Here is a 12,061-nt window from a genome sequence, read left to right as displayed (position 1 = left end):
CCCGCCTCAGGCGGAGAAGGACAGCAGCTTGATCGCGTCGAAGTCCTGCACCCCGCCACCGACGCGCTTGGTGGTGTAGAAGAGCACATAGGGCTTGGCCGAATAGGGATCGCGCAGGATGCGCAAGCCGGTGCGGTCGACGACCAGATAGCCGCGCCGGAAATCGCCGAAGGCGATGGGCGTCGCGTCGCCGGCGATGTCCGGCATGTCCTCCGCCTCGGTGAGCGGGAAGCTCATCAGCGTCGCCGGAGCACCGAGGCTTGCCGGCGGCTGCCAGAGGTAATTGCCGTCGGCGTCCTTCATCTTGCGCACCACCGCCTGGGTGCGGCGGTTCATGACGAAGCGGGCGTTCTGGCGATAGCCGCTCTTCAGCGCGTAGACGAGATCGATAAGCACGTCGGCCGGATCGCTCGCCGGAAAGGCGGCGCTGACACCGGTCTCCACCGTACCGAGCTTGCCCCAGCTCCAGGCCGCCTCCGCCGCCTTGGGGTAGTCAAGAAAGCCGCGCGGACGGTTGACCCCGTCGCCGTTGATGAAGGCCGTGCCCTCCTGTTCGGCGAAGGCCAGCTCCACCTCGCCGGCGATCCAGGCCTCGACGTCGACGGCCGTATCCTCCAGCAGCGAGGGCGTCGCGGCCGGCATGGCGTAGAGCTCCATCGTCGGGAAGGAGAGTTCGGCAAGCGTCGGCGTGCCGGTCTGCGGACGCGCCGCCACCTCCGCCGCCCAGCCCGCCTGCGGCCCGGCCACCGAAAAGGGCTTCTTGAAGACGCTCGCCGACACCTGTCGGGTGCCGGCGATGGCGCGGATCGGCGAGACGGAGGCCATGCGCGTCAGGATCGCCGTCTCGGTCTCGTCGGGCACCAGATAGCCGCCGTCCGGGTCGGAGCCGACGGAAAGCGCCTTGGCCTCCAGCGTGCGCAGGCCTTCCTCCTGGCCCTTGCGCATGTAGGCGGCGAAAGCCGCGCGGTGCTCGCCCGTGGCCGCCGGCGAGCCGGCGTCGCCGTGTTCGCGGCCGCCGCGCGCCGGGCGGGCGGCCTTCAGCGCCATCTGGTCGAGCCGGGCCTGCTGGCGATCAAGCTCCGCATCGATGCGGGCGAGCTTCTCGCCCATCAGCGGATCGGATACGCCGCGCGCCTCGATTTCCGACAGCCGCTCGTCGTTGACCTCGCGAAAGGCGGCGAAGGTGGCGCGGATGTCGTCGATCTCGCGACGCGACGGTTCCTGCGCGGTGGCCGCCTTTGTCTCCCGCCCGGGCGCGGACTTGGCTTCCGGCGCACGCGGCGGGCGGCTGTCGGCGCCGTCGTCGCGCGGGTCGGTTGCCTTGGTGGCGGGCGCCATGCGGGCGCCGGCGCCGGTCGCGGCGGATGCACTGTGTCGGGTCATGTCGTTCACTCCGTGTGCGGGCTCAGGAAAGGACGCCGGTCGGGGCCGGCCGGCGAGGGCCGGGCACGTCGATGCGCGCGCCCGGGTGCAAGGGGAAGGTGACGAGCGACACCTCCCAGAGGTCGATGTCGAAGATCCGGCGCAGGCCGGTCGCCGGGTCGCGGCGGGCGGAGCGGGTGCGAAAGCCGATGGACAGGCCGTCGAGCGCGCCGGCGGCGACAAGCACCGCCGCCTCCCGCCCGGCCGCCGTTCCCGCGAGCAATCGCCCGGTGATGCGCAGGCCCAGCCGGTCCTCGCGCGCCTCGTCCCAGATGCCGATGGGCCGGCCGGGATCATGCTGCCAGAGCATGCGGATGCCCTGGATGCCGCGTTCGTTGAGGCTGCGGCGAAAGGCACCGCGCACCACCACGTCGCTGGCATCGTCGGGCACGCCGAAGAGGCTCGCATAGCCGGAAATGCGCGTGCCCTCGCCCGCATGCGCGGATGCCGCGCTCATGCGGTCGCATCCAGGTCGAGACGTCGCATCAGCGCCCCGAGGCGGTGCGTGAAACAGGCGAAGACCGCCCGGTGCCGAGGGGGCGCCGGCGGCATTTCAGCGGGACGGTTGGGGCGCGCGGGATCGGCCGCGCCGGCCCTTTCGGGTCGCGTCATGACAGTCTCCGGATTGTCGGTGGACAGAAGGGAAAGGCCGCGTCCGTCAGTCGTCGAACTCGGCGAAGATGCGGTTGAGCCGCGCGATGGCCTCGACGAAATCGTCGAACCGACGGTTGGCGCGGGCCATTTCGCGCAGCGCCCAGACGAGCAGGCTGGAGGCGGAACTCGCCCACAGCAGCAGCACCAGATGGGCGAGATCGCCACCGCCGGCCAGCAGCCGGGCGGCGGGCGCAAGGCCGAGGGGCTCGATCATGCCCGGGCCTCCGCTTCCCCCCCGCCATCGGCGGGCAGGGTCTGCGGGTCGTCGGCGGAAGGCGCGGGGCCGTAGCCGAGGGCGAGCCGCCTTTCGGCCGTGGGGTGGGAGGCGGCGCGGCCGACCCTTTCCCACAGCGCCGAGCGCTCCGCCGCCAGCGCCTCCACCCGGTCGAGATCCGGGCGCAGCACCAGCGGCATGTGCCGCCCCGCCTCGCCCGCCGGCGTCAGGAAGCGGGCCAGGGCCTCGCCGACGCGGGCGGCCAGCGGCAGCACCGTCTGGCGCCAGAAGGCGCGGTTGGCCTCCTGGAAGTTCGAGTAGGTGTTGTCGCCCGGGATCGCCAGCAGCATCGGCGGCACGCCGAAGGCGAGCGCGATCTCGCGCGCCGCCTGGTTCTTGGCGGCGATGAAGTCCATGTCGCGCGGCGTCAGCCCCATCGGCTTCCAGTCGAGCCCGCCCTCCAGCAGCAGCGGCCGGCCGGCGTTGCGCGGTCCCTGGTAGCCCTCCTCCAGTTCCTTCTTCAACCGCTCGAACTGCTCGTCGGAGAGGTTCGCTCCGTCGCCGCCGCCATAGACCAGCGCGCCGGAGGGGCGGGCGGCGTTGTCGAGCAGCGCCTTGTTCCAGGCGCCGGCCGCGTTGTGCAGGTCGAGGCTCACCTGCGCCGCCTCGATGGGGGCGAAGCCGTAGTGGTCGTCGAGCGGATGGAAGACCTTGAGATGCAGCACCGGCGGCCGGCCACCCGGCTCGACGGCGGCGAAGCGCACCGTGCGCCCCGCGACGGTATAGTCGAAAGCCTCCGGCCAGCCGTCGCGCCCCGGCACGACGCGCACCCGGTCGGGCCGGAGCGCATGAAGCTCGCGCGGGGTGCCGTCGATGGAGACGGCCTCGACATAGGCATTGCCGGCGACAAGCAGGTGGCCGTAGACCTCCTCCAGGAAGGCCGCGCCGGAGGCCGCCGGATTGGGCGCGGCAAGCAGCGACAGCAGCGGGTGCCGGTCCAGCTCCCGCTCGCCTTCGTGGAGCGTGTAGGTCACGCTCGCGGCGGCTTCCGCGATCATCCTGACCGAGCGGTTGACCACCGGGTTGCGCGCATAGCCCTCGCGGGCAAGCGCTGCGTAGTCGCGCGGCGTCCACACCGGCCGGCCGGTCCCCTGCAGCGCCAGCAGCGGCGCCGCGCGTGACGCCTTGGCCTCGCGCGGACGCTGCAGGATCGAGTCAAACATGGATCGCAAGCCCATGATCGGGAATCCTTTTTCCTGAAAAGACGAGAAAATGATTCCGCCGCCCGACGCGATGCCCGGGCGCTTGCGAAACCGATTCAAGTTGCTGAAGTTCAGCCTGAGCTTCCGCCGCTCAGACGTGGCGCAGGCGCGGCTCGCCGCGCGTGCCCAGCGCCAGTTCGTGGACGGCGTAGACCAGCGCGTCGAGCCGGTCGGGCGAGCGGCCGTTCGACAGCCCCTCGCTGGTGAAGTCCGTCATCTCGTCCTCGAGTTCGCAGAAGGCCCCGACATGGCGCACGCGTCCCTTGTCGTAGAGCATGGCGACCGGCTCGGCCCGCAGCCACTTGCCGCGCCGCGCCCGCACCGGCTTCACCGGCACGCCGGCGTCGACGCCGGCGATCACCGCGCCCACCATCTCGCCGCCCTGGTTGACCTCGGCGACCAGGCAGTCCGCCTCCAGCTCCCGCCACAGGGCGACGGCGGCGCGGGCCCAGCGCGCCGGCGTCGCGGCGGCAACGCTGGCATCGGCCAGCACATGGACGATGCCACCCGCATCGATCCCGGCGGCGACGATGCCGCAGGCGTCGGACTTGCGCCCCGAACTTGCCGGCGGGTCGACGGCGACGACGATCCGCACCAGCCCCGGCGCCGCATCGGCGCGCGCCGCCTCCAGCCGGTCGCGGCTCCACATGGCGCCGGAGCGCTCGTCGACGATCTCGCCGTCGAGTTCCTGCCGCGCCAGCCGCGTTCCGGCGTAGCGGCCGCGCACGGCGGCGACGAAGCCCTTGGCCAGATGCGCGGCATTCGCCTCCGTCGCCGCCCGCGCGACACGCGTCGCCGGATCACCCGCCAGCCGCTTCAGCAGCGGGATCGGCCGCGGCGTCGTCGTCACCAACTGGCGCGGATGCGCGCCCAGCCGCAGGCCGAATTGCAGCATGTCCCAGGTTTCCTGCGGGTGACGCCATTTCGCCAGCTCATCGCACCAGGCCAGCTCGAACTGGGGTCCGCGCAGGGCGTCCGGGTCCTCGGAGGAGAACACCTGCGCCACCGCGCCGTTGCGCCACTCCAGCCTGCGGCGCGAGGGCAGCCATTGCGGCCGCTCCTGCTCGCGATGAACGGCAAGCATGCCCGAGACGCCCTCGATCATCACCTCGCGCGCGTCGAGCAGTGTCTCGCCGACGAGCGCGATGCGTCCGGCGCCCGCCTTGACGCAGGCCCGCAGCCATTCGGCGCCGGCCCGCGTCTTGCCGGCGCCGCGCCCGCCCATCAGCAACCACAGCCGCCAGTCGCCCGGTGGCGGACGCTGGTGGGCATGCGCCCACAGGTCCCAGTCGTGGCGGAGAAACCCCAGTTCAGCCGGGCCGAGTCCCGCCAGGAACTCCGGCAGCCGGCCCGCTCCGGCGCAGTCGATCAAGGCGCTGCGCAAGCTCTCGCCTGAGTGCATCCTCGTCCCTTTCCTGCGGTTCGAGCCCCGAGAGCCCGCTTCTCAGCTCGATCAGGATGTCGAGCGTCTTGGCCAGGCTGCCGAGCGTGCGGGCATTGCGTTCGACGCTTGCCGCATCGGCGATTTCAGTCATGTTCTCCGCACCCTCGCGGACCTTCCTGAACTGAAGTTCGACGGCGCGGATCTGCGCCTCGAAGGCCGCCGTCAGCCGCGCCACCATCCGGGTCAGCCCGCGCGCGTCGCCGCTGTCGATCAGATCGCGAAGATCGCCCTGGCGCACCCAGCCCTCGGTCTTCGCCCGGCGGATCACGGTTGCCCGCGTCACCCCGACCTTTTCCGCGATGGCGTCGAAGTCGGCCGCCCCATCCTCATAGAGAAGCCGTGCCGCCTTCCACGCCGGCGCCGACAGATGCACCGGCTGCTTTCGCCGCCCCCGCTTGCGCAGGGGCGCGTCCGGCGACGTGCGCCCGGCGGCGACGGCGTCCGACCCGTCATGCGTGGTGCCCGACATGCCCCCTCCCCTCGTTTCCGCGACATGCCGGCCGGCGTCGCCCGAAACAAAAAAGGCCCGGATCAAGCTCCCCGCAGGGGCGATCCAGGCCTTTTCTCGAACTCTGTGTCTGCATCGGCAAACGCTGTGCCGGCGGTCTTCAAACTCCGTATCAGCGGTCCGGAAAGTCCCTCCACAAGGGGAGAAGAGCCTTTCCGAAAACGTCCGCCGCACGGGCAACGTCAACGACCGCCCGTCGGCCGCACCTCTGCGACCATGAAGCAACCCTAGTCGATCAGCGTCACGCTGTCAAGAATATTTTCCTATTTTCTTTTGACTGACGCACGGACCTGTCTTTCCGAGCCGGCAAGGGCCGGCTCCCTCTTGCCGGGAGGCGCGAGTCACGCGCAAACTCGCGCACTTTTCGTCCAGCCGCCACGAACGGTCCGTCGCCATGCTCCCGATCCTGCCCGCCCGCCTGTCGCGCATCCTTCTCGCCCTTGCAGCCCTGCTTGCGCTTGCCGTCGTCCCGGCGCGGGCGATGGAGCCAGCACTTGCCGACACGCTCTCCCAGACGCTGCGCGCGCCCTTCACCGGCGACTTCGACGCAATCGCCGAGCGGAATTTCCTGCGCGTGCTCGTCCCCTTCTCGCGGACCTTCTATTTCATCGACCAGGGCACCCAGCGCGGCACGACCGTCGACATGATGGCCGAGTTCGGCAAGTTCCTCGTCAAGCGCCACGGCAAGGCGGTGACGAACGATCAGATCGTCTTTCTGCCGACCCCGCGCGAGCGGCTGTTCTCCGATCTGGCCGAGGGGCGTGGCGACATCGCCCTTGGCAACCTGACGGCAACGCCGGCGCGGCGGGAACTGGTCGACTTCTCCGATCCCCTCTATGAGGACGTGCGCGAGATCCCGGTGAGCCGGGCGGAGATGCCCGCGCTCGCCTCGGCAGAGGCGCTGTCCGGACTGCGCGTGCATGTGCGCCGCTCCTCGAGCTATTTCGACAGTCTCACGACACTCAACACGCGGCTTGCGAAGTCGGGACGCGCGCCGGTCGAGATCGTCGAGGTCGACGACGCGCTGGAGGATGAGGACCTCGCCGAGCTGGTGCTGTCCGGCGGCATCGACCTCATTGTCATGGACGCGCACAAGGCCGCCTTCTGGGCCAGCGTCCTCGGTGGGCTGGCGCTGCACGACCAGGCAGCGCTGCGCGAGGGCGGCACGATCTCGATCGCCTTGCGCAAGGGAACACCGAAGCTCAAGGCCGAGGTCGACGCCTTCGTCGCCACGGCCCGGAAGGGCACGCTCATCGGCAACATGATCCTGAAGAAATACCTCAAGGACGCCACCTATCTGGCACGGCTCGACGACCCTGATCGCGCCCGCCGCTTCGACAGCACGCGCGCGCTCTTCGTCAAGCACGGCAAGGCGCATCTGCTCGACTGGCTGCTGGTTTCGGCCCAGTCCTTCCAGGAAAGCCGTTGGGACCAGTCCCTGCGCAGCAAGGCAGGCGCCGTCGGACTGATGCAGATCAAGCCCTCCACCGCGGCCGATCCGAACATCGCCATCACCGGCGTCGCCGAGGACCCCGACCGCAATGTGGAGGCGGGCACCAAGTACCTGCGCTTCCTCGCCGACACCTATTTCGCCGATCTCGCCGGCGATCCGCCCAACCAGGCGTTCTTCGCGCTCGCCGCCTACAACGCCGGTCCGAGCCGCTTCGAGCGGTTCCGCAAGGAGGCGGCCGACAAGGGCTACGATCCGGACAAGTGGTTCGGCAACGTGGAATGGATCGTGCGGGCGCGGGTCAGCCGCGAGCCGGTGCGCTACGTCGGCAACATCTACAAGTATTACGTGGTCTTCGCCGAAGACGCCCGGCGGTCGGAACGCGCCGCGACGGCGGACAAGGCTTCGGAGGCGAAAGCCGTGCCTAGCCCTTCGCCGTGAAGTCTATGAAGCCGGCCTGCGTCTTCGCTTCCGGTGCGCCGTCCTCCATCGGATTTTCCGCCGGCCAGTCGACGACGAAATGCTCGTATTCCTCGAGCGCGATGCCGTCCTCGGGGAAGCTGCGGCCGCGCACGGAGATGCCAGCGGCGTGGACGCTGTCCGGGTCGCCGGAGACGAGCGGGTGCCACCAGTAGAGGTCGCGCCCCTCGGCAACGAGGCGGTAGCCGCAGGTGGGCGGCAGCCAGGTCAGTCCCGGCACGGTTTCCGGCGTCAGCGGCAGGCAGTCCGGCACCACCTCCAACCGGTTGGGGTAGTCCCGGCAGCGGCAGCTGCCATCGTCGAACAGCGTGCAGGCGAGCGAGGTCCAGACGATCTCGCCGGTGTCCCAGTCCTCAAGCTTGTTGAGGCAGCAGCGGCCGCAGCCGTCGCACAGGGATTCCCACTCGCCCGGGTCCAGCTCGTCGAGGCCCTTGCGCAGCCAGAAGGGACGCTCGTCCGCCGCCGGCGATCCGCTCTCGTCAATCTGTTCGCCCATGTCTTTCCTGTCTCCCTCGATGCCCCGGGCGTGCCCGTCCCGGATCGTCGGCATCCATCCGTCTCGCGGTCCGGCTTTCCTTGAAACACCCGGCGGATCGGGAGTAAAAGAGGCAGGATCGGTGTCGCCGCGCCCCGACCGGTGCGGGCGCGCTGGCATCGTCGCATGTTTCGCGGCCGCGCGACGCAGGCCGGGACGACACGCCATAGCAGAACGGACGGACAAGGTGAACCAGCGATCCGGCGGCCCGCACGACGATCAGGCCCGGCAGACGACCGCGCCGGCAGGAGCGTCCGGCGATGACCATGCCGGCCCGACCGTTCCTCAGGGGCGACGGCGGGGGAGGCTTCGTGCCCGGCTGCTGTCGCTCGACGCCTGGCTCGACACGATCCTGTGGCGCGGCTTCACCACGCTTCGCATCGCCTGCGAGGGCTATTCGGCCTGGCTGCGGCGGTTCCGGGTGCGCGGCGCGCGCCGGGTCGCCGCCGAACTCGCCTCCGATGGCGCCACCTTCGGGTTGCTCGGCCTGATCCTCATGCTGACGCTCGCCCAGCCCGCCTTCGAGCAGACGGAGCGGGCCGACTGGCGCACGACGGAGGATTTTTCCGTCACCTTCCTCGACCGGTTCGGCAACGAGATCGGCCACCGTGGCATCCTGCTCAACGACACGGTGCCGCTGGAGGAGCTCCCCGACTATCTGATCAAGGCGACGCTCGCCACCGAGGACCGGCGCTTCTTCTCGCATTTCGGCATCGACGTGATGGGTACGTTCCGCGCCATGGTCGAGAACGTGCGCGCGCGCACCGTCGTGCAGGGCGGCTCATCCCTCACCCAGCAGCTCGCCAAGAACCTGTTCCTGTCCAACGAGCGCACGCTCGAGCGCAAGATCAACGAAGCCTTCCTGGCGCTGTGGCTGGAGATGAACCTCTCCAAGCGCGAGATCCTGAAGCTGTATCTCGACCGTGCCTACATGGGCGGCGGCACCTTCGGCGTGGCGGCGGCCTCGGAGTTCTATTTCGGCAAGAACGTGCGTGAGCTCAGCCTCGCCGAGGCGGCGATGCTCGCCGGCCTGTTCAAGGCACCGACGAAATACGCCCCCCACATCAACCTGCCGGCGGCGCGCGCACGCGCCAACGACGTGCTCACCAACATGGTGCAGGCGGGCTTCATGACCGAGGGGCAGGTGATCGGCGCCAGGCGCAACCCGGCGGTCGCCGTCGACCGCAGCAAGGAACGCTCGCCAGACCATTTCCTCGACTATGCCTTCGACCAGCTCAAGCAACTCGCCCGTACCCATCCGCGTCTCGCCACCGATCGCATCGTCACCGTGCGCACGACGCTCGATCCGGGCCTGCAGCGCCAGACGGAGCGCGCGCTGCTCGACAGTCTGCGCCAGCACGGCGCACGCTACAGGGTGGAGGAAGGCGCGGTCGCCGTCGTCGTTCCGCAAACCGGGGCCGTGCGCGCCATGGTCGGCGGCAAGGATTATGGCGCCAGCCAGTTCAACCGCGCCGTCGACGCTCTGCGGCAGCCCGGCTCGTCCTTCAAGCCCTTCGTCTACATCACCGCCTTCATGAACGGCTACACGCCCGCCTCGGTGGTGCCGGACGCGCCGATCAACATCGGCGGCTGGAGCCCGCGCAACTACTCGCGCGGCTACTCGGGGGCGGTGACGCTGCGCACGGCGCTTACCAAGTCGATCAACACGGTGCCGGTGCGCCTTGCCCAGTCGCTGGGGCGCGACAAGATCGTCGAGAACGCCCACCGCATGGGCATCACCTCGGAGCTGCCGATCACGCGCGCCCTGCCGCTCGGCGTCGCCGAGGTGCGGGTGCTGGACATGGCCACCGCCTACGCCAGTTTCGCCACCGGCGGCTACAAGGTGACGCCGGCGGCGATCCTCGAGGTCCGCGATTCCGAAGGCAAGGTGATCTATGACTTCGCCCGCGACCGCACGGCGCCGGAGCGCGTCATTCCGCAGGAAAACGCCGAGCAGATGAACCAGGTGCTGGTCAATGTGGTGGAGAACGGCACCGGCCGGCGGGCACGGGTGGCCGGCGTCACCGCGGCCGGCAAGACCGGCACGACGCAGGCCTATCGCGACGGCTGGTTCGTCGGCTATACCGGCAACTACGCGGCGGCGGTGTGGTTCGGCAACGACGACTTCACCTCCACCGGACGGATGACCGGCGGCAGCCTGCCGGCAATGACCTGGCAGTCGATCATGGAATATGCCCACAACGGCATCGAGTTGAGGCCAATGCCCGGTGTCGACGCGGCGCCCGCCGCAGCCGATCCGGCGCTGGTCGCCGGCGCGGGAGCCGGCGGCGGTGACCGCCCACGCCTGCTGCGCGAACCGTCGATCGCGGTGCTGCAGGAGATCGGCGCGCAGCTCGACGCCATCGGCAAGCGCGCGTCCCTGCCCGAGGCGTCCGCCCCCGGCCAGCCGGCGAGCCTCGCCCGGTGACGTCCCTGCCCCTTCACCGCGATCCGGAGACCGATGGGCTGACGCCGGACCGCCTGCCCGCGATCCTGTCGCCCCGGCGGCGGAGCTTCCTCGCCACGCTTCTCGCCGTCCTCGCCATCGGCGTCTCGAGCGGGTTCCTCACCGCCTATCTCGCGGTCGAGCGGGGGCCGGGCTTCGACCGGCTGCAGCTCGGCGCCTGGGAGGCGCGGCCGACCCAGGGCACCGAGGAGGCCGACCCCTATTCGGCGGCGACCCACGCGCGCACCGGCCGCGTGCCGCTGGCCAGCGGCGAAGGCCTGCTGTTCCTGGCGCGCGACGACAGCACCGGGGCAACGCTCAATCCGGGTTGTGACTACGAGGTCTCCGGCCAGGCGGCTCCCGCGCGGCTGTGGACGCTGACCGCGCTCGATGCCGGTCTCGCCCTGCCGCGCTCGGGCCATCCGCGCCACGGGCTCAACAGCCGCCAGATCCTGCGCCGCCCGGACGGCACCTTCGCCGTCACCGCCGCGGCGCGCGCGCGGCCGGGCAACTGGCTGCCGACGGCGCGCGACGCCGACGGTCTGGTGCTGGCGCTGCGCCTCTACGACACGCCGCTGACGACGGGCACCGGCCTTGCCAACGTGCCGATGCCTCGGATCGAGCGGAGGGACTGCCGGTGAGCGCCAACGGCCTCGACACGTCCGCCCGGCCGCACCGGAGCACATGGCGCCACCGCACCGACGGGCTGACGCTGGCCCGCATCGGCCTCGTCCTGCTCGCCGGGCTGCTGCTCGGCGTCATTGTTCATGTGGCGGCGATCATGGGCATCCCGGCACAGGTGCCGCAGACGGCCTACGCGCGCATCGCCGCCTTCGGGCCTGACGGGCGCTTCAATCTCCTGCCCAAGGTCGTGCCCGGCGCCGAGCCGCTGCCCATGCTCGATCCGGCGATGATGCACGCAGCCTGTCGCTTCGACCTGGCCGAGGGCGCGGTGGAGATCGCCGCCGCCCTGCCCCCGCCGTTCTGGTCCTTCGCCCTGTTCAACGCCAAGGGCGAGGCGATCTACTCGCTCAACGACCGGACCTCCGGCAACGGCGGCCACCTCGATGTGCTGATCATCACGTCCGAGCAGCTTGCGATGCTGCGCGAGAACCCGCCCGTGGGCCTCGAGGACATGATCGTGATCCAGACGGAGGAGCGCTACGGCTATGCGCTTCTGCGCGCGTTCAACGGCGACCCGGCGCGCGAGACCTTGCTGAGAACGGCGATGGAAGAGGCGCGTTGCAAGACCCTGCCGGTGGAGTGAGACGCGCAAGCGCCACACCCGGCTAGCCGCGCGCCGCTAGCCGGCGTCGCGGTCGCGTCGCGCCGGTTGCAGGGGAGCGGTGCGCGCGGCCTCGCGGCCCTCGCTGCGCGGCTGCCCCTCGAACAGCGACACATGGCGGGCGCCGGCCCGCTCTCCCGACCGCTCTCCGGCGGCCTCGCGAAACTGTTCGCGCGCGGCCGCGGCCACCTCGCGCGCCTCCGCCTCGAGCGCGGCGGCGACGCCGGCGGCGAGCCCGCGCATCAGGTGGAAGGCGGCGCGCGGCGTCATGCGGTCGTGCAGCGCCAGCAACAGGCGCAGCCGGTCGAGACGCAGGGCGGACGGGCTCCGGGCGCACGGGCAACGCCGGTGCGCGGGGCGC

13 protein-coding genes are annotated in these 12,061 nt (G+C 70.7%); 4 read left to right on the top strand and 9 right to left on the bottom strand.

The features are described 5' to 3' along the window. Positions 1-6: 6 nt before the first annotated feature. The 7 genes from ACN0WF_RS18920 to ACN0WF_RS18890 all read right to left on the bottom strand — a co-directional run bounded on the left by ACN0WF_RS18920 (position 7) and on the right by ACN0WF_RS18890 (position 5,465). Entirely contained in the window at positions 7-1,383 is a 1,377-nt protein-coding gene (locus tag ACN0WF_RS18920) for a phage major capsid protein (RefSeq protein ID WP_417774325.1), read from the bottom strand. Between the two features lie 22 nt (positions 1,384-1,405). After that, a complete protein-coding gene (locus ACN0WF_RS18915) occupies positions 1,406-1,879 on the bottom strand; it encodes an HK97 family phage prohead protease (protein ID WP_417774324.1) in 474 nt (157 codons plus the stop codon). Beyond that, a complete protein-coding gene (locus tag ACN0WF_RS18910) occupies positions 1,876-2,034 on the bottom strand; it encodes a hypothetical protein (RefSeq protein WP_417774323.1) in 159 nt (52 codons plus the stop codon). Before ACN0WF_RS18910 ends, ACN0WF_RS18915 begins: the two co-directional genes overlap by 4 nt. Before the next feature lie 46 nt (positions 2,035-2,080). After that, entirely contained in the window at positions 2,081-2,290 is a 210-nt protein-coding gene (locus ACN0WF_RS18905; protein ID WP_417774322.1) for a hypothetical protein, read from the bottom strand. Further along, a complete protein-coding gene (locus tag ACN0WF_RS18900) occupies positions 2,287-3,513 on the bottom strand; it encodes a phage portal protein (protein ID WP_417774321.1) in 1,227 nt (408 codons plus the stop codon). The genes ACN0WF_RS18905 and ACN0WF_RS18900 overlap by 4 nt, the downstream gene beginning before the upstream one ends. 130 nt (positions 3,514-3,643) lie before the next feature. After that, positions 3,644-4,936: a DNA-packaging protein gene (locus ACN0WF_RS18895; RefSeq protein ID WP_417774320.1), complete on the bottom strand. Its 1,293-nt coding sequence runs from the start codon at positions 4,934-4,936 to the stop codon at positions 3,644-3,646. After that, positions 4,863-5,465 carry a hypothetical protein gene (locus ACN0WF_RS18890; RefSeq protein ID WP_417774319.1) on the bottom strand — a complete coding sequence of 201 codons (603 nt, stop codon included), beginning with the start codon at positions 5,463-5,465 and terminating at the stop codon, positions 4,863-4,865. Before ACN0WF_RS18890 ends, ACN0WF_RS18895 begins: the two co-directional genes overlap by 74 nt. Before the next feature lie 433 nt (positions 5,466-5,898). On the opposite strand from ACN0WF_RS18890, the gene ACN0WF_RS18885 reads away from it, so the two are divergent. Then, positions 5,899-7,395, top strand: coding sequence for a transglycosylase SLT domain-containing protein (locus ACN0WF_RS18885; protein ID WP_417774318.1), 1,497 nt, complete (start codon positions 5,899-5,901; stop codon positions 7,393-7,395). Here ACN0WF_RS18885 and ACN0WF_RS18880 read toward each other — a convergent pair. Next, positions 7,379-7,930: a YcgN family cysteine cluster protein gene (locus tag ACN0WF_RS18880; protein ID WP_417774317.1), complete on the bottom strand. Its 552-nt coding sequence runs from the start codon at positions 7,928-7,930 to the stop codon at positions 7,379-7,381. The genes ACN0WF_RS18885 and ACN0WF_RS18880 overlap by 17 nt on opposite strands. Positions 7,931-8,156: 226 nt before the next feature. On the opposite strand from ACN0WF_RS18880, the gene ACN0WF_RS18875 reads away from it, so the two are divergent. From ACN0WF_RS18875 to ACN0WF_RS18865, 3 genes are read left to right on the top strand one after another with little or no spacing between them, the layout of a single operon-like run. Continuing rightward, entirely contained in the window at positions 8,157-10,397 is a 2,241-nt protein-coding gene (locus tag ACN0WF_RS18875) for a transglycosylase domain-containing protein (protein WP_417774316.1), read from the top strand. Next, on the top strand, positions 10,394-11,056 hold the full coding sequence (locus tag ACN0WF_RS18870; RefSeq protein ID WP_417774315.1) for a DUF1214 domain-containing protein: 663 nt from the start codon (positions 10,394-10,396) through the stop codon (positions 11,054-11,056). The genes ACN0WF_RS18875 and ACN0WF_RS18870 overlap by 4 nt, the downstream gene beginning before the upstream one ends. After that, positions 11,053-11,682: a hypothetical protein gene (locus ACN0WF_RS18865; RefSeq protein ID WP_417774314.1), complete on the top strand. Its 630-nt coding sequence runs from the start codon at positions 11,053-11,055 to the stop codon at positions 11,680-11,682. Before ACN0WF_RS18870 ends, ACN0WF_RS18865 begins: the two co-directional genes overlap by 4 nt. 36 nt (positions 11,683-11,718) lie before the next feature. Here the strand turns inward: ACN0WF_RS18865 and ACN0WF_RS18860 are convergent. Continuing rightward, positions 11,719-12,061: hypothetical protein (locus tag ACN0WF_RS18860; RefSeq protein WP_417774313.1), on the bottom strand; the 343-nt coding region annotated here is incomplete at its 5' end.

Source organism: Stappia sp., from assembly GCF_048268045.1.
Lineage (GTDB): Bacteria > Pseudomonadota > Alphaproteobacteria > Rhizobiales > Stappiaceae > Stappia.
Note: the sequence above shows the minus strand (reverse complement) of the source record. Positions and strands in the feature narration are given on the sequence as shown.